Source organism: Phycisphaeraceae bacterium, from assembly GCA_019454185.1.
Lineage (GTDB): Bacteria > Planctomycetota > Phycisphaerae > Phycisphaerales > UBA1924 > JAHBWV01.
The window spans coordinates 1,828,114-1,848,676 of sequence record CP075368.1 but is presented as its reverse complement, the minus strand read 5'-3'; the positions used below and the strand labels follow the sequence as shown (position 1 = coordinate 1,848,676).

The 20,563-nt window shown below is 63.4% G+C and carries 19 protein-coding genes and 1 tRNA gene; 7 read left to right on the top strand and 13 right to left on the bottom strand.

The genetic code is table 11. The features are described from left to right. The first annotated feature begins 270 nt into the window (after nucleotides 1-270). Entirely contained in the window at nucleotides 271-1,125 is an 855-nt protein-coding gene (locus tag KF838_07830) for a tyrosine-type recombinase/integrase (protein ID QYK49752.1), read from the top strand. Nucleotides 1,126-1,512: 387 nt separating this feature from the next. Next, nucleotides 1,513-1,887, top strand: coding sequence for a hypothetical protein (locus tag KF838_07825; protein ID QYK49751.1), 375 nt, complete (start codon nucleotides 1,513-1,515; stop codon nucleotides 1,885-1,887). Nucleotides 1,888-1,894: 7 nt separating this feature from the next. Here the strand turns inward: KF838_07825 and KF838_07820 are convergent, their stop codons facing one another. Next, a complete protein-coding gene (locus KF838_07820; GenBank protein ID QYK49750.1) occupies nucleotides 1,895-3,190 on the bottom strand; it encodes an aminotransferase class V-fold PLP-dependent enzyme in 1,296 nt (431 codons plus the stop codon). A gap of 7 nt (nucleotides 3,191-3,197) precedes the next feature. Then, on the bottom strand, nucleotides 3,198-3,647 hold the full coding sequence (locus tag KF838_07815) for a DMT family transporter (protein QYK49749.1): 450 nt from the start codon (nucleotides 3,645-3,647) through the stop codon (nucleotides 3,198-3,200). A gap of 175 nt (nucleotides 3,648-3,822) precedes the next feature. On the opposite strand from KF838_07815, the gene KF838_07810 reads away from it, so the two are divergent. Together KF838_07810 and KF838_07805 are read left to right on the top strand one after the other, a co-directional pair. Then, a tRNA-Ser gene (locus KF838_07810) sits at nucleotides 3,823-3,909 on the top strand. Nucleotides 3,910-4,217: 308 nt separating this feature from the next. Next, nucleotides 4,218-5,720 carry a Hint domain-containing protein gene (locus KF838_07805; protein ID QYK49748.1) on the top strand — a complete coding sequence of 501 codons (1,503 nt, stop codon included), beginning with the start codon at nucleotides 4,218-4,220 and terminating at the stop codon, nucleotides 5,718-5,720. Between the two features lie 581 nt (nucleotides 5,721-6,301). Here KF838_07805 and KF838_07800 read toward each other — a convergent pair. From KF838_07800 to KF838_07765, 8 genes are all read right to left on the bottom strand, one after another. Next, nucleotides 6,302-7,738: an IS5 family transposase gene (locus KF838_07800; protein ID QYK49747.1), complete on the bottom strand. Its 1,437-nt coding sequence runs from the start codon at nucleotides 7,736-7,738 to the stop codon at nucleotides 6,302-6,304. Nucleotides 7,739-7,741: 3 nt separating this feature from the next. Beyond that, nucleotides 7,742-7,942 carry a hypothetical protein gene (locus KF838_07795; GenBank protein ID QYK49746.1) on the bottom strand — a complete coding sequence of 67 codons (201 nt, stop codon included), beginning with the start codon at nucleotides 7,940-7,942 and terminating at the stop codon, nucleotides 7,742-7,744. 20 nt (nucleotides 7,943-7,962) lie between these two features. Next, on the bottom strand, nucleotides 7,963-8,229 hold the full coding sequence (locus tag KF838_07790) for a transposase (protein ID QYK49745.1): 267 nt from the start codon (nucleotides 8,227-8,229) through the stop codon (nucleotides 7,963-7,965). A gap of 207 nt (nucleotides 8,230-8,436) precedes the next feature. Further along, nucleotides 8,437-9,177 (bottom strand): 3-oxoacyl-[acyl-carrier-protein] reductase, encoded by a 741-nt coding sequence (gene fabG / locus KF838_07785; GenBank protein ID QYK49744.1) that lies wholly within the window; start codon nucleotides 9,175-9,177, stop codon nucleotides 8,437-8,439. A 43-nt stretch (nucleotides 9,178-9,220) separates the two neighbouring features. Then, on the bottom strand, nucleotides 9,221-10,075 hold the full coding sequence (locus tag KF838_07780; GenBank protein QYK49743.1) for a hypothetical protein: 855 nt from the start codon (nucleotides 10,073-10,075) through the stop codon (nucleotides 9,221-9,223). Further along, nucleotides 10,044-11,021, bottom strand: coding sequence for an ACP S-malonyltransferase (locus KF838_07775; GenBank protein QYK49742.1), 978 nt, complete (start codon nucleotides 11,019-11,021; stop codon nucleotides 10,044-10,046). Before KF838_07775 ends, KF838_07780 begins: the two co-directional genes overlap by 32 nt. Before the next feature lie 69 nt (nucleotides 11,022-11,090). Then, on the bottom strand, nucleotides 11,091-11,585 hold the full coding sequence (locus KF838_07770) for a YbaN family protein (GenBank protein ID QYK49741.1): 495 nt from the start codon (nucleotides 11,583-11,585) through the stop codon (nucleotides 11,091-11,093). Between the two features lie 119 nt (nucleotides 11,586-11,704). Then, nucleotides 11,705-13,234, bottom strand: a complete 1,530-nt coding sequence (locus KF838_07765) for a catalase (protein QYK49740.1) — start codon at nucleotides 13,232-13,234, stop codon at nucleotides 11,705-11,707. Nucleotides 13,235-13,347: 113 nt separating this feature from the next. On the opposite strand from KF838_07765, the gene KF838_07760 reads away from it, so the two are divergent. Then, nucleotides 13,348-14,271, top strand: a complete 924-nt coding sequence (locus tag KF838_07760) for a LysR family transcriptional regulator (protein QYK49739.1) — start codon at nucleotides 13,348-13,350, stop codon at nucleotides 14,269-14,271. A 21-nt stretch (nucleotides 14,272-14,292) separates the two neighbouring features. Here KF838_07760 and KF838_07755 read toward each other — a convergent pair whose 3' ends face one another. After that, nucleotides 14,293-16,509: a copper-translocating P-type ATPase gene (locus KF838_07755; GenBank protein QYK49823.1), complete on the bottom strand. Its 2,217-nt coding sequence runs from the start codon at nucleotides 16,507-16,509 to the stop codon at nucleotides 14,293-14,295. 206 nt (nucleotides 16,510-16,715) lie between these two features. Between KF838_07755 and KF838_07750 the strand changes: the two genes are divergently transcribed. Continuing rightward, nucleotides 16,716-18,131, top strand: a complete 1,416-nt coding sequence (locus tag KF838_07750) for an L-serine ammonia-lyase (protein QYK49822.1) — start codon at nucleotides 16,716-16,718, stop codon at nucleotides 18,129-18,131. A 225-nt stretch (nucleotides 18,132-18,356) separates the two neighbouring features. Next, a complete protein-coding gene (locus KF838_07745) occupies nucleotides 18,357-18,698 on the top strand; it encodes a DUF2934 domain-containing protein (GenBank protein ID QYK49738.1) in 342 nt (113 codons plus the stop codon). A 21-nt stretch (nucleotides 18,699-18,719) separates the two neighbouring features. Here KF838_07745 and KF838_07740 read toward each other — a convergent pair whose 3' ends face one another. Further along, entirely contained in the window at nucleotides 18,720-19,289 is a 570-nt protein-coding gene (locus tag KF838_07740; protein QYK49737.1) for a DUF2179 domain-containing protein, read from the bottom strand. Nucleotides 19,290-19,329: 40 nt separating this feature from the next. Next, nucleotides 19,330-20,484, bottom strand: coding sequence for a TerC family protein (locus tag KF838_07735; protein ID QYK49736.1), 1,155 nt, complete (start codon nucleotides 20,482-20,484; stop codon nucleotides 19,330-19,332). Nucleotides 20,485-20,563: the final 79 nt, after the last annotated feature.

Here is a 20,563-nt window from a genome sequence, read left to right as displayed (position 1 = left end):
TTCCGATTGCAGCAGACAAGGCCAAGACACGCGCACACTGAATTCGCATCACGATCACTCCCGCTTGTTTCGTCCGATCGGACAGTTTGCATGTTACCGAGTGCTGCACTTGCCACAATGCCGCAGTGACTCGATTCGCAAACTTCATGTGCTTGCAATCCTCGCCTGCTCGCCCCTCCATCAACCGGTACCGCTTTGGTCGCCGGTCCGTAGCCGCGGGATGCTCCCGCGAACGGCTCCCCGAGCGGTAACCCCAGCGGGAGCAAGGGCATGCGAGGTCGCCAGAAGGGCAGGGGCAGAACGGACGGGGCGAAGCGCGAGCGGGCATCGGATGTTCCCGACCGCCGGGCCGCAAGGGCCGCATGGGCCGCAGGCGAGCGCGTCGAACGGAAGATCGCGAAACAACGTGGCGCACGTATCGCCTGTGTCGCACGGGAAGAACGACCGGGGGAAACCTTGGCCGCGTCGGCCGCAACGGCCGCCCGAACCCCGCGTCGGCCAAAGCCCAAGCGCCGCCTGCCGCCCGAGGTGCTGACGGACGACGAGGTCCGGGCCCTGCTCGACGCCTGCGGCCGATACACCCCCGTCGCGCTCCGGAACCGAGCGCTGATCACGCTCATGTACCGCGCCGGGCTCAGGGTGTCCGAGGCGCTCGCGCTCCAGCCCAAGGACGTGGACCTCGAAAACGGGGTGATCCGCGTCCTGCACGGCAAGGGCGACCGGTACCGGGCCGTGGGCCTCGACCCCGGGGCGGCGGCCGTCGTGGCGGCCTGGCTCGCCGAACGCGGCAGGGGCCAACGGGTGGCGGCACCGGCGAACGGGGAGACCGACCCAGTCGCGGCCGCGCCGCTTCTCTGCACCGCCTACGGCACGCCCGTGACCACCGGGTACGTGCGGCGGCTAATGAAGCGGCTGGGCCGCCAAGCCGGGATCGCCAAGCGCGTTCACGCCCACGGGCTGCGACACACCCACGCGGCGCAACTACGGGAAGAGGGCGTCGATGTCGGGATCATCTCCCGCCAACTCGGGCACCGGTCGCTGCTCACGACGATCCGCTATCTCGACCACGTCCAGCCCACGGCGGTGGTGGATGCGATGAGGGGGAGAGTGTGGGAAACGACATAGAACGGCTGTAAACTGGCGCATCATCCCTATCCGGCACCTCAAGTAGCAAGCCCTTACGCTACCGGTTAGATTGTGCGGCAGTCGCAAGGCGCGTTCGACGATTGAACGCATCAGTTGGATCCCGCCAATTAGCAGGTCGTTGTAGAACCCCGGCGGCAGCACGCTTTGTCTCTCCGGGCGGAACTCGCTCGCGGCGCGACGGCGGATTGTTCTCACGGGCTGGTCGTCGGTTGCTCTGGTTTCGTGCTCACGAGGCGAGCAGGTTGCTCATTCGTACCAGGTTGTACGCCGCGGCCGCCAGATCGAAGCACTGGCTGATCTTCTCGCGTCCCACGTGCCCGGCCCTTGCTCTTCATACCCAACTGTTCGCAGCAACATTCGTCAGGGTTGCGCCTTCGAGAGCACTTCTTCAACGCCCTGCTAGAGATCGCCGAGAATCGCTCGGCCAAAGACGCGTTTGCCGCCTGGATCTCGCAGAATGTCCGGACGAGACCATCGATGGAACTTCGAGACTTCCTTCGAAGGCTCGATTATTCGCGGCTTGCAATTACATTTGATGGGGTCGCGGCCGGGTCGATCGAAGAACGCGTGCAATCAATCATGGAGGCAGGCGATGTTGTTCCAGCGATGCATCAGGCCAACGTCGGCGCTGTGGCGGCCGAGCATGGGGGCGATGTCCAATCGGCAACTATCCTGCGTCAACACGCCATGTTGCTGACCGCTATCTACCGCATTGCCGAGGACATGGGCTACGAGTGGTGAATCGGCCTCACCCCGGCAGCCCCTTCTCGAGCACACGCTCAATCGCCTCGCTGAACCGATCAACCTCCTCGATCGTGCTATGCACGCTCGGCGTCACGCGTATCCCCTCAAACTCCTCGTGCTTCAACGCGATCACGAAGATCCGGTGCCGATCCCACAGCACATCGCGCAACTTCCCTGAATCCACGCCCTCGATCTGGAATGTCCCGAGCCCGCAACTGAACCGCGGATCCAGACTCGTGTGCATCCTCACCCGCCCCGACGGATGAGCGAGGAGTCGCCTCGCCCATCGATCGCGGAGATACCGCATCCTCGCTTCTTTGCGCGCCGGCCCGATCCCCTGATGGAACGTCAACGCCTCTCCGATCGCGACACAGTTCGCCATCGGCCTCGTCCCGAACTCCTCAAACTTGCGGATATCTTCGTCCTGCGCCGCCGTTGCCGCCATCAGCGGCCACAGCCCCTTGATCTTCTCCCGTCGCACATACAGCAGGCCCGTTCCGTGCGGCGCGAAGAGCCACTTGTGCAGACTCACCCCGTAGTAATCACACTCCAGTTCCGCGAGCGTGTAATCGAGATGCGCGAACGAGTGCGCGCCATCAACAATCACCGGGATCCCACGCTTCCGCGCCATCGCGGAGATCTTCCGAACCGGAAGCACCTGGCCGGTCACATTGATGATGTGGCACATCAGAATGATGCGCGTGCGATCCGTGATATGGCTCTCGAAGAGCCGCACCGCCTCATCCTCGTCCTCCAGAGGGATCGGCAACTTGAACTGGACCAGCTTGATCCCGTCGCGACGCTCCCGCTGCCTGAACGTGTTGACCATCCGCGGATAATCGAGCGTCGTCGTCAGCACCTCATCGCCCGGCTCCAGTTCCATCCCCATCTGGCAGATCTGCAGACTCTCCGAAGCGTTCCGTGTGAAAGCCACCTCCTCCTTGTCCACGCCCCACTGGCGCGCCACACGCTCACGAACCCCCTCCATCTGCGGCTGCAACACGCCCCACAGCGCGCTCGACGTCTGGTGCCGATTGGTGTACTCCAGCAACCGCCGCATCGCGTCCTGAACGATGTTCGGCGACGGGCAGATCCCCCCGTTGTTGAAGTTCACAACCGAGCGATCCACGCTGAACGCCTGCTGCACATGAAACCAGTAGTCCTCGTTCATCGCCAGATCGCCCGGAGACCCGTCGAAAACCGACAACTCCTCCGCGATCGCACGCGATGCCGCCCCGAGAAGCCCCATCGTCCCCGCCGCACCGATCGCACGCCCAAGAAACGCACGCCGTGTATCCATCGCTCGCTCACTTTCCGGTCAAAACTACAACACCGGCAAGAATCATCACCACACCGACCGCCTTCTTCGCGGTCATCGCCTCGCCGAGCAGCATCCATCCCAACACAACCGCAACCGCCGGCGCGATCGCGAACGCTACCGGCTTGATCCGCCCGATCTCGCCCACATGAAGTGCCGAATAGAACAGAATCATCGCCGCCGCCCCCGCGACCAAACCCGAACCCAGCGTCAACTTCATCAGCGTCGGCGTCCCCGCCTTCATCCACTCCCTGGGCTCCACCTTCATCACATACATCGCAACCGCCCACGCCGCCCAGATCACGGGCAACGCCACCGTCGAACGCACCGCGATCGCCGTCAGCGGCCCCACCTTGTGCGTGTGCAGCACGCTCTTCGTGCAAAGCTCACCGATGCCCCAGCACAATCCAGCACCGATCGCAAGCAGAATCGCGTTCATGCCGCCGAGTCTACACATCTCGCACCCGCCACCACGCCCCTCACGCCAACCCTTCCACACCGACTGACTCGGCGACCCCGCCCACCCCAAAGCCCCGGATGCGAAACCCGCTGCCCCCAGAACCACTCCCCGCTATACTTCCCGCCCTCAGCCGGTCCCGACCGGCTTGCCACCTGGAGAGGTGTCCGAGAGGCTGAAGGAGCAGCACTGGAAATGCTGTATACGGGTAACCGTATCGGGGGTTCGAATCCCCCCCTCTCCGTTCGCGTCCGCGAGCTTCATGTCGTCCCCATGGGGGGATGAGAACACCCGATCGTGCCGCGCCGCGGCGGTATCGGGAGGTTCGACGCCCGAAGGGCGCTGCGCAGCACATCCCCCCCTCTCCGTTCGCGTCCGCGAGCTTCATGTCGTCCCCATGGGGGGATGAGAACACCCGATCGTGCCGCGCCGCGGCGGTATCGGGAGGTTCGACGCCCGTGCCATCGAAGTCGGCGGCTCTGCGGCGACTTCGATGCCCACCCACCCCCCCCAGCGACCACATCGAGAAACGCATCGCATTGACGAAACGGCTTGAGCCAGGTGCTGGTGGCCGACCACCTGCTGCCCTTCCCGCAGATGCACCTCGGCCACAAGGGGATCTTCATCGACCGGCTGGATGCGGCGGTTGTAGATAGTGCTGCCAATGAGTCGCCTCGTCTGGTACCCTTCGGCCACACGATCTGTCACAACCGAAACAGACTCTACTCGCCGCAGTTGGGCCGCTTCTTCCAGCTCGACCCCAACGCCACGGCGATGGCGCTCCTGGAGGCGTCGGTCTACCACGGCAAGGGCGTCGGAGCCCTCGCTCTCGCCTTCTCCGCCGAAGACATGTACGGGGACGGGATGAACCTGTACGAGTACCTCGGGTCCAACCCTTGGAACCGCAGCGATCCGCTAGGTCTCAGTTGGGACCCCTTCGACATGGTCGACGAGTTCCTCGCCGAAGACGCGGGATCCAAGGCCGCATTCATGCAGGCAATCGGTATGAGCGCCAAGGCCACGGCCGTTCTCGCTGCGACAATCGCCAGCTACCTGCCAATCCCCGGACTCGCCTCTGCAGGCGACCTCGCCCTATTCGCTCTGGGTGAGCAAGGTGCAGGCGCGACCGCGGTCGCGCTCGGTATGGGGATTATCCCCGGCGGCAAGCTCGCCAAGCTCTTCGCCACCAGCAAGATCGGCAAGCTCCTCGGCGGCGTCGCCTCCTCAGCATGGAACGGCGCGAAGCACTACGCAAGCAAGGCCGGGGCGATGCTCCTGAGCGGAGCGCGGAATGGGTTGCTGGGACCGGGTGGGACCATGTTGGCGAGAGCGGCGGACTGGATCAAGCGCAAGCCCGCCGCGGCGTGCGGGTGCTTCGCGGCTGGAACACTGGTCTGGACGACGCTCGGGCAGATCCCGATCGAGGATGTCCGTATTGGCGATCAGGTGATCACCCTCAACGAATCGACCGGCGCCATCGAGTTCCAGCCGGTGGTCGATATGATCGTGACGGAGCAGACCTCGCTGCTGCGCGTCGCGGTGATCCACGAGTCAGGCCACCGCGAGGTGATCGACACGACCGATGAGCATCCGTTCTATGAAGAGGCACGAGTCGGTAGCTGGATACGTGCGGACTCGCTCGCAGCTGGAGACGTGATTCGGACGATGGGTGGCGCCGCCGTCGTCGATTCGTTGAGTTTCTGGAGCCAGCGCGTCACCGTTTACAATCTCACCGTTGACAACGCGCACACGTACCTCGTCGGAGACGAAGCCGCGTGGGTGCATAACATGAAGTGTGCCGAGCTTCCAGATTGGATCACCAAGAAGTTTACCAATCCGGGGAAGATTGAGTACCATTGGCAAAAACATGCTGAAAAGCATGGCAAATCCCTCGAAGAGTACATGAACGATGCGATTGCATTCTTCAACACAAATAGGTATAGTAAAGAAGCATTCGAAGTCACATCTGAAGTAGGACGGGCAATTAAGATCAAAGGAAAGCCTGGCGGCATATTTGCGCCTGATGGCAGGATAATCACGTTCTGGTACGACTGACAATCGATGGGATACAAGAGACATGGGCACTGAAGAGGCATCACGTCTACAGTATGAAATTAATGTACTTACGCAAGACTTAGCCCCAAACGCAATCGTGATCAGTTTGGACCGGGATGCTGATGTCTTGGACTTGACTCAGAATGTGGATGTCTTTGTCACACGGGTCAAGTCGACTGAACAACGGGCATTTTCCATCAGGACAGCGGACTGGCTCTATAAACTACTAAACAATGACAATAAAACTGAGTGGAGCGGTCTTCCGAGCGTCACGCGAGGATTCTATTGCACTGGATACCCTCTGCTAGTAGTGCAGCAAATGTCTGCTGACGTTATTGTGAAATCAATACTTCATTATCTTGCAATTGAAGATGGTCATTCAGAATGATGCTATGTCCTGATCATGAAATCTATTTGCTCTGTCCAGAACATGGCGCAGCTCGCCCGTCAGCCGGTGATCGAGCTCGATCACCGGGCTCTCGCAGGCCGTTGAACAATGGCCGACACGCCGGGGCCTGATTCGGTCCAGCGGCACGAGCCCTGCTTGATCGGCCCCGCCTGCTCGGCTCGTGTGGTCCGATTCACCCGGCCAGCAGGTTCTTCATCCGCACGAGGTTGTACGCCGCGGCCGCCAGATCGAAGCACTGGCTGATCTTCTCGCGTCCCACGTGCCTGGCTCTTCTCATCCCCGCCACCGTCTTGGCCCATCCGAAGAACTCCTCCACCAGCTTTCGTCGGCGTTGGCTCTTCCGGAACGCCGCGGTGCGTTGCTCGCCGCGTGCGAACCATCGGGCCCAGGTCCCGTCGTCGGCCCGCTCGCTGGTCGGATCGATCTTCCCGGCCTTGATGGCCACGTGCGGCTCGATCCAACGCCGCTCCAGTTCCAAGAGGAACGGCCCCGCGTCGTACCCCTTGTCGGCGCCCAGTGTCTCCGGACGCACGCCGTGCCGCCGCTCCAGATGATCGAGCATCGCCAGCGTGTTCTCACGCTCGGCCGTGCCGCACGCCTCGTCCACACGCACGCACATCACCAGCCCATGCCGGTTCTCGGTGAGCGCATGCCCCGAGTGGCAGAGGAACGCGCCCACGCCGTCGCCCTTCCTGTACAGCTTCGCCTCGGGGTCGGTCGTGCTCTGGTGCGTGGCGTTGGTGCGACGCTCCCCCTTGAAGTCCACAGACGGGTTGCGTCCCCGCGTGCCTCCGGCCGATGTCGGCGGATCGCCCCCATCATCCTCTCCGGCGGCCTCCCGCTCGATCTTCTTGAGACTCTTGAGCGACGCATGGCTCTGGATCAGGGAGCCGTCCACGGTGAAGTGCTCGTCGCTGGTCAGCCCGGCATCAATCGCCTGCTTCACCACGTGGTCGAAGAACTTCTGTGTGATCCCATGCTCGCTCAGCCGCACTCGGTTGTGCGTGAAGACCGAGTGATCGAACACGTCGTCCGACGGCTGGAGGTCCAGGAACCAGCGGAACAGCAGGTCGGTCTTCAGCCGCCGGCACAGCTCGCGTTCGGACCGGATCGTGTACAGGCACTGCAAGAGCAGGGCCTTGAGCAGCGTCTCGGGCGGGATGCTCGGGCGGCCACGATCGCTGTACGCGGCCTTGAACGTCCGGGACATGTCCGCCAGAGCGCGATCGACCATCCGCTTGATCGCACGCAGCGGATGGCCGGGCTCGATCAGGTCCTCGACGTTGAACGTGTGATAGACTGCCGCCTGACGCTCGGGTTTGCCCTTCATACCCAACTGTTCGCAGCACCAGCCGTTGCGGATGCGCCCGCTCAAGAGCACTTTTTCAACGGCCTGCTCGCGGCTGAAGTCATCCACCAACGTCAACAGCCGAAACTTCCGCCCGTCGAAGAGCTGGTCGGCCATGAAGTCCATGCTCCAGCTCTCGTTCACCCGCATCGCCGTCGTCCGCGCAGGCCTGGTCACCGCGCTGCGATGCCGCCGCGGCTTGTGCCGGCCCACACAGAGCCCCTCCTGCCGGTACAGCCGATACACGCGCTTGCGGTTCACGCGTCAGCCTTCCCGCCGCAGCTTCACCCAGATCCGCGGGTAGCCCCACGTCACATGCACGCCCGCGATCTCCCTGATCCGACTTCGAAGCACCGCCTGATCGTCCTTCACCGATTTGTACCGCTGCGTCGCACGGGCCTGATGCAACACCCGGCACGCGCGACGCTCGCTCACCCGGTACGCCATGCGTGCCTTCTGCACCATGGTTCGCCGACGATCAGGCGTCAGAGTTTTCCCCGCAGGGCATCCTGCAGCATCGCCTTATCCAGCGCAAGATCCGCCACCAACGCCTTGAGCTTGCGGTTCTCTTCCTCCAACTGCTTGAGCCGCCGGACCTCAGTGATCCCCATCCCCGCGAACTTCTTCTTCCACCGAAAGAACGTCTGCTCCGAGATCCCCATCTTCCGGCAGACCTCGACGATCGGTGTGCCGCTCTCCGCCTGCCTCAACGCGAACGCGATCTGTTCTTCCGTGTACCTCGACTTCTTCATCGTCCTGACCTCCAAGCAGAGGCCGGACTGAAGCTCCAAACTCTCACTCAGACTGGATCAGGATTCGGGTTTGAGCGCACTGCGTGGGCCTCAAGCTCCTTGGCCAAGTCTGCGGGTATCGGCACGTTGGTGATGGGAGCGACCACAGCACATTTTATCGACCATCCATCCATCACGGAATAGCGGCTGTCCACCCCCCAATAAGCCCTAACACATCGTCATGCCGCCGTCAACACAGATCGTCTGGCCGGTGATGTAGCCCGCATCGTCGGCCGTGAGGTAGGCGATGGCCGCGGCGATGTCGTCAGAGACGCCGAGGCGGCGGATGGCCATCATCTGCTGGATTTTGTCCTTGATCTCCGCGGGGAGGTCTGAGGTCATGTCGGTCTCGATGAAACCCGGGGCGACGACGTTGCAGGTGATGTTCTTGCCGCCGAGTTCGCGGGCGACGGTCTTGGAGAGGCCGATGAGACCGGCCTTTGCAGCGGCGTAGTTGGCCTGTCCGGCGTTGCCGACGACGCCGGAGGTTGACGAGATGTTGACGATGCGGCCGAACTTGCCGCGCATCATGTGGCGTGCGGCGGCCCTGATCGCGACGAAGCAGGAGGTGAGGTTCGTCTGGATGACGGTGTTCCAGTCTTCGTCGGACATGCGAAGGATGAGCCCGTCTTTCGTGATGCCAGCGTTGTTCACGAGGATGTCGATGCGCCCGAGATCGGTCGCGATTTTCTCGATGGTTTCAGCGAATGCCTTGTTGTCGGCGACGTCGGCGGCGAAGACAGATGCTTTGCCGCCGGCGGCTTCGATGGCGTGTTTGACGTCGCCGAGTGGTCCTGCTGAGCGTGAGACGAGCGCGACGTGGCGGCCGTCTCTGGCGAGTCGGAGGGCGATGGCCTTTCCGATGCCGCGGGATGCGCCGGTGACGATAGCGGTGCGAATGTCGGACATGATTTTCTCTGCGGAGCGTTGGAGCGAGTTGGTGGGAGGAAGATCAGTTGGCGTCACGCCCGCCCGGCGCTGGGCCACCCGGGTTCGGGATGGTGATTGGTCCGCCTGGAGTGGACTTGCGGATGACGTCGGGATTCTGTCTGAGGGCTTCTTCGACGGCGGCTCGTTGATCGGGCGTCAGGCCTTCGAGCATCTTGGCGATCTCGTCGTCGAGGCCTGCCTCGTTGAACGTGAACGCGCCCGCATCTGCGTAGAGGGTTTCCGGCTGATTGTCCCACATGGCGGCGCGGGCCCGAGTCTGGCCTGTGGAGGGCATGGAGGTGAATCGCCACCCTGCGAGGGCCTGCTTGGCAGTCCACGCGAGGACGTATGCCGCGCCGGGCTCTTGGATAGCGAGCACGACGTTTGCCTCGCTGGGCTCTGCGTTCTGGAGCGCGTCGGGCGTGATGAAGACGACGCGAACGCCTTCGATCTTGGAAGTTCCCTCTTCCCAGCCGCCGGACGCAAGGAGTTCGTCGACGATCGCGCCGGATTGCGGAGCAAGAACCGACTTGACGGTCTGGGCGTCCCCCTTTGCGAGCCCCGTCGCGAGTGTGATGATGGCGCGAGCGAGGGGCTCGCTGACGGGCGATTGTTCCTGCGGGAACTGCACGCGGGGATCGGTGCCCATGGACTGCATGAGGGCAGAGATCTCAACCTGTTGTGGCTTGGGCGGGGGTGGCGGCGGGGGTGGCGGCGGTGGTGGTGGCGGGGGTGCCTTTTTGCAGGCCATCGGCGTTACGGCGAGTGCCGCGACGAGACCGATTCCGACTGCCTGGAAGAGCGTGATCGACAGAGCCGCAGCATGCCAGCGGCGCATGCGGGATTTACGCTGCGTGTGTCTGTGTGGGGTCTTCATGGGTCGTCACCTTGATGTTTCTGTCGATGCGTCGCATCAGTCCAGCGAGGGTCTTTCCCGGCGCGAGTTCGTGGAACTCAACTCCCGGACGGGTGGAGGCGAGAGATGAAAGCGTCTGGCACGATTCCGCCCATCGCACGGGTGAGGTCAGTTGGTCCACGAGTCTCTGGCGGATGGAGTCTTCGAGAGTGGAATCTTCGGCTCTGTGGGGGCTTGCCGTGACATTCGAGATGACGGGGCAGCGGGGCGCGCGGATCGGCGTGCGGGCGAGTGCGTCACGTAGACGGTCTGCGGCGGGGGCCATGAGCGGCGAGTGGAACGCGCCGGCGACAGCGAGTTCTGTGGCGCGGAGGCCGAGATCGGTCGCGACGGAGGCGGCACGTGTGATCGCGGCTTTGTGGCCGCTCAGCACGATCTGACCGGGCGCATTGAAATTAGCGGGTACGAGGACATCGCCCTCGGCGGCTTTGTCGCACACGGTTCGGGCCTGGGGCTCATCGGCACCGATGAGGGCGAGCATTGAGGATGGCTGTGCTTCGGCGGCGTCCTGCATTGCGCGGCCGCGGAGCGTGACGAGTTCCAGGCCGTCTTCAAAGGATAGTGCGCCTGCGATGCAGAGCGCGGTGTACTCACCTAATGAGAGGCCTGCGGTGGCGACGAGGTCGGTCTCGTTGGCTCCCATCGACCATTCGGCGAGCAGGCCGCGCCAGCACGCGATGCTCGCGGTGTAGATCGCGGGCTGCGAGGCGTCGGTCTGATTGAGTCGTTCGGCAGGGCCGTTGAAGCAGAGATCGGAAAGCGTGTGCCCGAGACGTGTTCCGAGCGCGGAATCGGCAACTTCGAAGACCTTGCGGGCCTCAGGGGAAAGCTCGCACCAAGTCTTGGCCATGCCGATCGCTTGGGCACCTTGGCCGGGGCAGATGATCACGTGTGGAGGGATCGCCATGTCTGCCGGAATGGTATGTGCCCAGCCGGTCAAAGACGCGGGCACCTCCCCACGGGAACGGTCACCGGCTCATTGCCCTGCGTGTTCGGGTGTGAACGCGGGGGATTGTCTGGCGGTGTGTCCTTGCCGCACGATGCAGAGTGTTCCGATGATGCCGGAGAGCATGATGATGGCGGGGATGAGAGGCGAGACGGACCGGGAGAGCAAGAGTGCGCACGAGAAGATGATCGCGAGCCACATCGCGGAGATCGCGACGACTTTGGCCCGACGCGGCATGATTGCGCCTGGCTCGAGATATCGAAGGAATGGTCCGAAGAAGCGGTTGCGTACCAGTCGATCCGTGAGCCACGGGCAGGATCGGGTGAAGCACCAGACAGCAATGATGAGGAAGACGGTGGTGGGGAGTCCCGGCACGATCGCGCCAACGCCGGCAAGCCCGACACAGCCGATGCCTGTTCCCGCGAGCAAGATGCGAACAGGCGAGAGCGACTTCGGCTGCTGAACGTGCGCAGTGCGAATCTCGCACGTGTCGGCACCGGAGAGGTTGGTGGGCAGCGTCGTCAAAGTCGCCGAAGGACCTGTCGGCCCTCCGGCGGCGAGATCATTGATGCGACGGTCCGAAAAGTCACGCGCTATTGAGACTGAATCTCAGGCGTTGTGATAGGATGTTGTAAGGATTTGGCTTACGGCTGTCCGGCACCGACTGCGGCCTCGTGCTTGAGTTCCTGGAGACTAGATGGCGTGAACGCGGCGGTATCAACGCCGAGTTTCTTGGCGACGCGGGTTCCGTAGTCGGCATCGGCGCGGAAGAAGTGGCAGAGCTGGCGCAGCTGGATCTCCTTCCGTGCCTGCGAGAGACCGCCGGCGATGCGGGTGGTGAGTCGGTCGCGGTGGGCTTCGTCGAGCATCCTGTAGAGATTGCCGGGCTGCGTGAAGTCGTCATGGCCGCCGGTTGAGTCGAAGCGATCGACAACGACCTGTCCGAGGTTCCACGCGGGATCGGCGTGTGCGGCGTTCGGGCGTGGTGTGCCAGCGTGGCTGTTCGGCCAGTAGTTTGGAGCCGCGCCGTACGAGCCGTCGGTGATCGCGCCATCGCGGATGTAGTTCATGACGGGGCAGCGCGGCTTGTTGACTGGTATCTGATGGTGGTTGACACCGAGACGATGCAGGTGGGTGTCGGCGTATGACATCAGACGGGCCTGGAGCATCTTGTCGGGCGATGCGCCGATGCCGGGGACGAGAGCGGAGGGTTTGAACGCGGCCTGCTCGACCTCGGCGAAGTAGTTCTCGGGGTTTCGGTTGAGTTCGAGCACGCCGACCTCGATGAGCGGGAATTCGGCGTGGGGCCAGACCTTGGTGAGATCGAACGGATTCCAGCGGAACGAGTCTGCCTGAGACTGCGTCATGACCTGGATGCAGACGCGCCACTTCGGGAACTCGCCTCGGGCGATCGAGTTGTAGAGGTCGCGCTGATGGCTTTCGCGGTCGTCTCCGATCAGGCGCGAGGCCTCATCATCGGAGAGGTTCTTGATCCCCTGCATGGTTTTGAAGTGGAATTTGACCCAGACGCGATCACCCTCTCTGTTGACCATGGAGTAGGTGTGGCTTCCGTATCCGTTGAGGTGGCGATAGGTCGCCGGGATGCCTCTGTCGCTCATCAGGATCGTGACCTGGTGGAGTGACTCGGGACAGAGCGACCAGAAATCCCACTGCATGTCGAGGTCGCGGAGGTTTGTGGCGGGGTGGCGCTTCTGGGTGTGGATGAAGTTCTGGAATTTGTAGGGATCGCGGACAAAGAAGACCGGTGTGTTGTTGCCGACCAGGTCCCAGTTTCCTTCTTCGGTGTAGAACTTGACGGCGAAGCCGCGCACGTCGCGTTCGGCATCGGCCGCGCCGCGTTCGCCCGCGACGGTTGAGAAGCGGAGGAAGGTCTCGGTTGTCTTGCCGACAGACGAGAGGAACCCGGCTTTCGTATAGCGTGTGACGTCGTGTGTGACGGTGAAGGTGCCGTACGCGCCGGATCCCTTGGCGTGTACGACGCGCTCCGGGATGCGTTCGCGGTTGAAGTGCTGCATCTGCTCGAGGAGTTGAACATCCTGCATGAGGACGGGACCCCGGGGGCCGGCGGTCAGCGCCTGCTGCACGCCAATCGGGGCTCCGTTGGCGGTCGTGAGTGGACATTGAGGGGCGTTGGACCCGTTCTGGTTTGACATGTGCTGACTCCTCTCGGGGTGTGATCTGCTGCGTATGCAGTGCGCTGGCAGATTAGGGGGATTTGTCATAGTTTTCCAATATGCTATATCCAATGCATGTATAGACTATAGCTATGGACATTCGGCAGCTCACTTACTTCGTCGCGGCAGCGGAAGTGGGGACGATCAGCAAGGCGGCGGAGCGGTGCGGGATCGCGCAGCCATCGCTCAGCCAGCAGGTTCGGAAACTTGAGGACTCGCTCGGCGTGGACCTGTTCGACCGGGTCGGGAAGGGTGTGGCACTGACCGACGCAGGGAGGGCGCTGCTGCCGCGGGCGAGGCGGATTCTCGCGGACGTGCGAGAGGCCGAGGCGAACATCAAGCGAGAGTCTGAAGCGGGGGCGGCGACGATCTCGATCGGCGCGATACCAACGATGGCACCGTACCTCTTGCCTCGGGCGGTGGAGCGGCTTCGTCATCAGTGGCCTGATGCAGAGATCATGATCCAGGAGGCAATGACCGAGCAGCTCATTGATGCGCTGGTCGATATGGTGATCGATTGCGCGGTCGTGAGCACGCCGATCGTTCATGATCAGATAGACGTTGAGGTGATCGGGACAGAGGCGTTGCTGCTGGCGATGCCTGTTGGTCATGCGAGGGCGAACAGGGGTGTTGCATCGTGGATGGATCTGCGTGGCGAGCCCACTGTGACGTTGCGGGAGATGCACTGTCTGGGCCGGCAGATCGAGGGTTTCTGCACTTCACGCGGCATGGCGGCGAGGGTCGTGTGCAGAACGGCCCAGCTGGCCACGGTCTTCGAGCTTGTCGGGCTCGGGCTCGGCGTCTCGATTGTACCGGAGATGGCGGCAGTGCATGAAGGAACTGAGAAGTGGCGGTACGCGCGGCTCACAGGTGAGGCGCCGGCGAGAGAGATCGCCGTCGCGTGGCGGAAGGACAGGAGTCGTGCAAATGGCGCACGCAGACTGGTGGAATTGATCGCAGAGGACCTTCGTGCCGGTCGGCACACGCTCCAGAGGCGGCGAGCCGGTACGCGGTGATCGGTTTGGCGGTGTGCAGGTTCATCGAAGCCTGAGACTGTTCAGAACGACGCTGATACTGCTGAGGGACATCGCAAGCCCTGCGATCATCGGCGAGAGAAGCCAGCCGGTGACGGGGTAGAAGAGGCCGGCCGCCAGCGGAATCGAAACGAGGTTGTAGCCAAACGCCCAGCAGAGATTCTGGCGGATGATGGCCAGTGTTCGGGCTGAGAGCGCGATTGTCTCGGCGACGGAGCGTGGGTCGTTGCGCATGATGGTGACGTCGGCGACCTCGGCTGCGGCGTCAACGCCAGAGCCGAACGCGAAACCGACATCGGCCAGCGCGAGCGCGGGAGCGTCGTTGACGCCATCGCCGACCATGGCGACGAGCTCACCGCTCGATCTGTAGGACTTGATGAACGCGGCTTTGTCTTCGGGCCGCAGGCGAGCATGAGACTCGGTGATGCCGACGGATGCCGCGGCTACGCGGACGGCGTGCTCGTGGTCGCCGCTCAGGAGCGCGACTCGGATCCCCATCGCATTGAGGCGATCGACGGCCTCCGCGGCCTCAGGTCTGATGGCGTCTGAGATTCCGATGACACCTGATGGCTGGTCCGCGATCGCGACCGCAACGATGCTCTCGGCGCGGGCTGCGGCACACTCAATAGCTGACGCGAGGGGTGAGGTGTCGGCACCGTGAGAGGCAAGAAAGTCCATCGTTCCGACGAGCACCGTGCGCCCGTTGAGGTTTGCTTTGAGTCCCGATCCGGCGGTGATGGTCGTGTCGATGCCTGTCGCGAGAGAGAGGCCTCGGCGGGTCGCTTCGGCGACGATGGCGCGGGCGATCGGGTGTTCGCTGGACTGCTCGAGGGACGCGGCGGTTCGCAGGAGTTCGGTCTCGTCCACGCCGGGCACTGCGTAGATTGAGGAGACGGTGGGATTTCCGCGCGTGAGCGTGCCGGTCTTGTCGAACGCGACGAGCGTGATCTTGTGGGCCTGTTCGAGCATGGCGGCATCTGAGAACAGGATGCCCCGGCCAGCGGCTCGGCCCGTAGCGGCCATGATCGCTGTCGGGGTCGCCAGACCGAGGGCGCACGGGCAGGAGATCACGAGCACAGAAACGCTGGCGCTGAGCGCGAAGTGGAGGGAATTCTCTGTCGGAAAGACGAGGTACCAGCAGCAGAACGTCAGGAGCGAGGTGAGCAGCACGAGTGGAACCAGCCACGCGCTCACGCGGTCCGCGAGGCGTGAAATCGGGGCTTTGCCCGACTGGGCCTCCTGAACGAGACGGATGATCCGGTCGAGCATGGCGTCGCCAGGCGGCGAGGAAACCCGTGCACGGAGAGACCCGGTTGTGTTGAGCGTGCCGGAGTGAATCGTGTCGCCGACGGCTTTATCGATGGGCAAACTCTCGCCGGTCAGGAGCGATTCGTCGAGCGCGGATGATCCGCTGACGATGTTCGCATCGGCCGCGACGCGCTCGCCCGGGCGCACGACAAGGAGATCTCCGACTTTCAGCGAGCGGGCATCGACCTCGCGAAGTCCGTGATCGCTCTCGATGGTCGCGCGGGGGGGGCGGAGCGTGACGAGGCGATCGATCGCGTCGGCTGCCCTGCGCGTCGCGCGTGATTCGAGCCGCTTGCCGACGAGGATGAGCAGGATGACGACTGCGGTTGTCTCGAAGTAGACCGGTGCGTGCGATGGGGAGTCATGCGGCGGATTGTGTGTGAGGAGAGATGACGCGACCGTCGAGTAAGCGGAGAAGAAGTACGCGGCTCCCGTGCCGAGCGTCACGAGCGTGTCCATGTTCGCGGTCCTTGCTCGGGTGCTTCGCCACGCACCGCAGATCAGCGGCCAGCCGGCGAAGAACAGGACCGGTGTTGTGAGAACGAGTTGGACCCAGTTAGACAGCGCGCCGTGCAACCACGGGATCGTGCCGTGCGACATGGCGATCACGAAGACCGGGAGGGTGCAGACGAGGGCGATAATGAGGCGTATCTCCGCGAGTTCCAGCGTCCTCGAGCCTGGTTTGGGATCGGGAACGGGCTGCTCGATGTCGAGTTTCTGTGCGACCGCGGCGTCGAACCCGAGAGCGCGGATCGCGCCAAGCACGCCGTCGATGTCCTGCGACGTCGGACCCGATGGCAGGTTGAACTGAACCGTGGCGGTAGCGGAGGCGAAACTCACGCTCGCGAGGCTGATGTTTGGGAGCCGGAGCAGCGAGCGTTCGATGCCGGAAGCACAGCCGGCGCAGGACATACCTCGGATGTGTATGAGTGTCCGTCCCGATTTGGGTGGGTTGTCGAACGAGTCGGATTCGGTATCGCTTCTCGGCATGCTTCCGTGATTGTTGCACTCAGTGGGGGCGTGTGGGGGGGGCGTGTGGGGGGGGCGTGTGGGGGGAGTTGGATCGGCGTGGAAGGTCTCAGGCGTGATGCTGCATACGCTGATGCCCCGTGGACCCGATCAGTGTGTTTGACATCTTCAAGGTCGGCGTGGGGCCGTCGAGTTCCCACACCATGGGGCCGTGGCGAGCGACCCAGCGGTTCATCGAGTTGTGCAGGCGTGAAGCGGGTCCGAGCGGGCTCGACGCTGTTCAGTCGGTGCGCGTCGATCTCTTCGGCTCGCTGTCAAAGACCGGGAAGGGGCATGGGACTGATATTGCGGTCATCCTCGCGCTTCGCGGCGAGGACCCAGTTACGTGCGATACGACGCTGATCGAGCACACGGTACGATCGATCAGGGAACGCAGGATGCTGATGCTGGGAGGATGCCGCCTGCTGGCATTCGATCCCGCCCGTGAGATCGTCTTCCATGACCGTTCGCTGCCTGAGCACCCGAACGCGATGACCCTGACTGCCCGGCTCAGCGACGGGCGCGAGGTGCAGCGGTCTTACTACTCGATCGGAGGCGGGTTTGTTACCGAGGAAGGGGCCGGAGGCGGCTCGTCGTCTGGACCGGTTGTTGTGCATCCTTATCCGGTCGGGAGCGGCGAGCAGTGGCTCGGGCACTGCGTCGGGCCCGATCTGGCGACGATCGTGCGTGCGAACGAGCGTGTGTGGCGATCGGACGATGAGATCGATCAGGGGCTGCTGCAGATCTGGAGCGTGATGCGAGAGTGCATGCACCGAGGATGCCACTCGGCGGGCGTGCTGCCTGGCGGGTTGAACGTGAGCCGCCGTGCCGCGCCGATGGCCGACCGGCTGCTTGGCGGCGCGACGTACGAGAGCATCGACTCGTGGTTCGACGCGGTCAGAGGTTCCGGAGCGAGCTTTCGGCAGGTTCTGAAGTGGGTGAGTTGCTTTGCGCTTGCGGTTAACGAGGAGAATGCGAGCTTCGGGCGGGTGGTGACCGCACCGACGAATGGTGCGGCGGGGGTGATCCCCGCGGTGATGATGTACTACGACCGATTCTGTCAGAGCACGCAGAGGGGGCTGATCGACTTCATGCTCGTCGCTGGTCAGGTCGGGTCGCTCTTTAAGCAGGGGGCCACGATCTCTGCGGCGATGGGGGGGTGTCAGGCGGAGATCGGGGTTTCGAGCGCGATGGCGGCCGCGGGGCTCGCGCATGTGCTGGGGGCGTCGCCGGAGCAGTCGCTGATGGCGGCGGAGATCGCGATGGAGCATCACCTGGGGATGACATGCGACCCGATCGGCGGGCTGGTTCAGGTGCCGTGCATCGAGCGGAACTCGATGGGGGCTGTGAAGGCGATCACGGCCGCGAATATCGCGGTGGATGGCGACGCGAAGGCGGCTCGGGTCTCTCTGGACGATGTGATCAGGACCATGTGGGCGACTGCGCTCGACATGAACTCGAAGTACAAGGAGACGGCAGAGGGCGGGTTGGCGGTAGCTATCCCGGTGGGTGTGAGCGAGTGCTGAGCTGTACAGAATCGCTCGGAGTCCATTGATCGGGGCGCGAACAACCGGCGGCTGCCAGGGGTTGGATCTGAGGCCTGCGGGACTCATGGGTGGCGGGCGGTGCCGGCGAATCGGGCGTTCGATTCTGAAATTCCGGATCGGGCGAAAGTGGGTTCTCGGGCCTGCCGAACATCGTGTGGCGTGATGGCCCGGCGTGATCAATCGCGCGGTAGACGGAGAGCCACGATGGATCGCGAGACAGTCCAGCCGGCGTTGCCTGCGATGTCCTACACGGTGGTTGAGTCGTCCGGGCGTGAGCTCATGCGTCCGACCGAGGCGCAGATTCGGGATCGCGCGCATCGCATCTGGATCGCACGTGATTGCAAGCCGGGGAACCCCACGCTGGATTGGCTGCAGGCGGAGCTTGAGCTTGTGGCGGAGTTAAGACTCGGTCGGCCGATCACGGACGTGTCGGTAGAGCACAAGGGTGCGAGGCCGAGGGCGTCTTCGATGGTCGAGGCCTCGCCGACGGAGACGGACCGATTCGTGCGAGCGGATGCGCCGCGCCGGGCGTCAAGGGCCGCGTGATCGCGTGCTGATCGGGCGCGGCTACTTGCGTTTGAGTTGTGACCGCCAGCCGCCGGACTGCTGCTGGGCTTCGACGAGCTTCGCGGATGCGATACGAATGTCGTCGACGACCACGAAGCAATCGGGATCGAGCTTCCGGGCATCGGCGAGGAGTTCTCGCGCGGTTCGGCGTTCTGTCTCGATGAAGAGCATGTCGACGGGCCCGTCGCGGCCTCTGCCGGAGAACTCGGTCACGGCGTAGCCGTCTTCGCGGAGCTTGCCGACAACCTCGGGTCCTTTCCGCGTGAAGACGCGGACGACCTGGTGGCCGAAGGCGATTTTGCTCTCGATTGTGATGCCGATGAAGTTTCCGGTGGCGAAGCCGAGCGCGTACGCGACGGGGTAGAGCGGGTTCTTCGGGACTTCGCCGATGACGCGCGAGACGACGACGATCCATACGAGGACCTCGAAGAATCCGAGGATCCACGAGACGCCGCGCAGGCCGTTGATGACGGTGATCGTGCGGATCGTGCCGAGTGAGACGTCGGTGACCCGGGCGAGCACGATGAGCAGGCACGTGAGAAGGACATCGGAATTGACAGCGAAGTTCATGCGTGCGAGCTCGTCGGGGTGCGTGGCGGTAGATGGGAGGTCATGATGTGGATGAATCCGGGGCGTTGGTGCTTGCCGGCGCGGGTGTGTCCTTGGGCTTCCGGCGGAACGCCGCGGCGGGGTCGAGGATGCCTTCGGGGCCGGGGAGTTCGTGCTCTTCTCCGGGCTTCGCGGGGATGAGCCACGAGGCGAAGACCGCGATGCCGAGGAGTGAGATGATGACGGCGAGCGAGACGGAGTTCGGGATCTTGAACTCGGTGTGGACGAGCAGCATCTTGACGCCGACGAACGCGAGCACGAGGATGAGCGCGGGCTTCAGGTAGCGGAATGCCGAGATCATGTTGGCGAGACAGAAGTAGAGCGCGCGGAGCCCGAGGATTGCGAAGACGTTGGAGGTGAAGACGATGAAGGGGTCCGCCGTGATCGCGAAGATCGCGGGGATCGAGTCCACGGCGAAGATGAGGTCCGTGAACTCGACGAGGACGAGCGTCAGGAACAGCGGCGTCGCGGCGCGATGCCCGTTCCAGTTGGTGAAGAACTTCTGTCCGTCGTAGTGGGGCGTGACCGGGATCATTCGGCGGACGAGTTTGACGGCGGGGTTGTTGTTCGGATCGACGTTCTCGCTCTTGATCACCGCCATCTTGAGGGCGCTCAGGATGAGGAACCCGCCGAAGACGTAAACGATCCAGGTGAACTTCGCGATGAGGGCGGCACCGACGCCGATCATGAGGCCGCGCATCAGGAGCGCGCCGATGATGCCCCAGAAGAGCACGCGGTGCTGGTACTTGGCGGGGACGCCGAAGTAGGTGAAGATCATCGCGATGACGAACACATTGTCCATCGAGAGCGATTTCTCGACGATGTACCCCGTGAAGAAGAGCTTCGCGGCCTCGGCTCCGCCCACGTCTCGCGCTGCCGCGCCGAGTTGCTGGACATCGCGTCCGATTCCGAGCACGTGGTTCTCGTAGATGAAGTAGACGCCCACGTTGAAGAGCATGGCGCAGACGACCCAGACGATCGTCCATGTGATCGCCTCTTTGACCTTGACCTCATGGGCGTGCCTGTGGAAGACGCCCAGGTCAAGGGCGAGAAAGACGAGCACCATCGCGACGAACGCGATATAGAGCCAGACGACCCCGGGGTGGGAAGCCGCGGGGAGCGTGACGGCTGCGAGGCCGGAGACAAGATCATTCATTGGGGAGTGCTTTCTGCGTGCGCGCAAGAGACCGACGACGGAAACCGCCGTGTGGTCTTGCCTGTGCGTTCTTCACGCA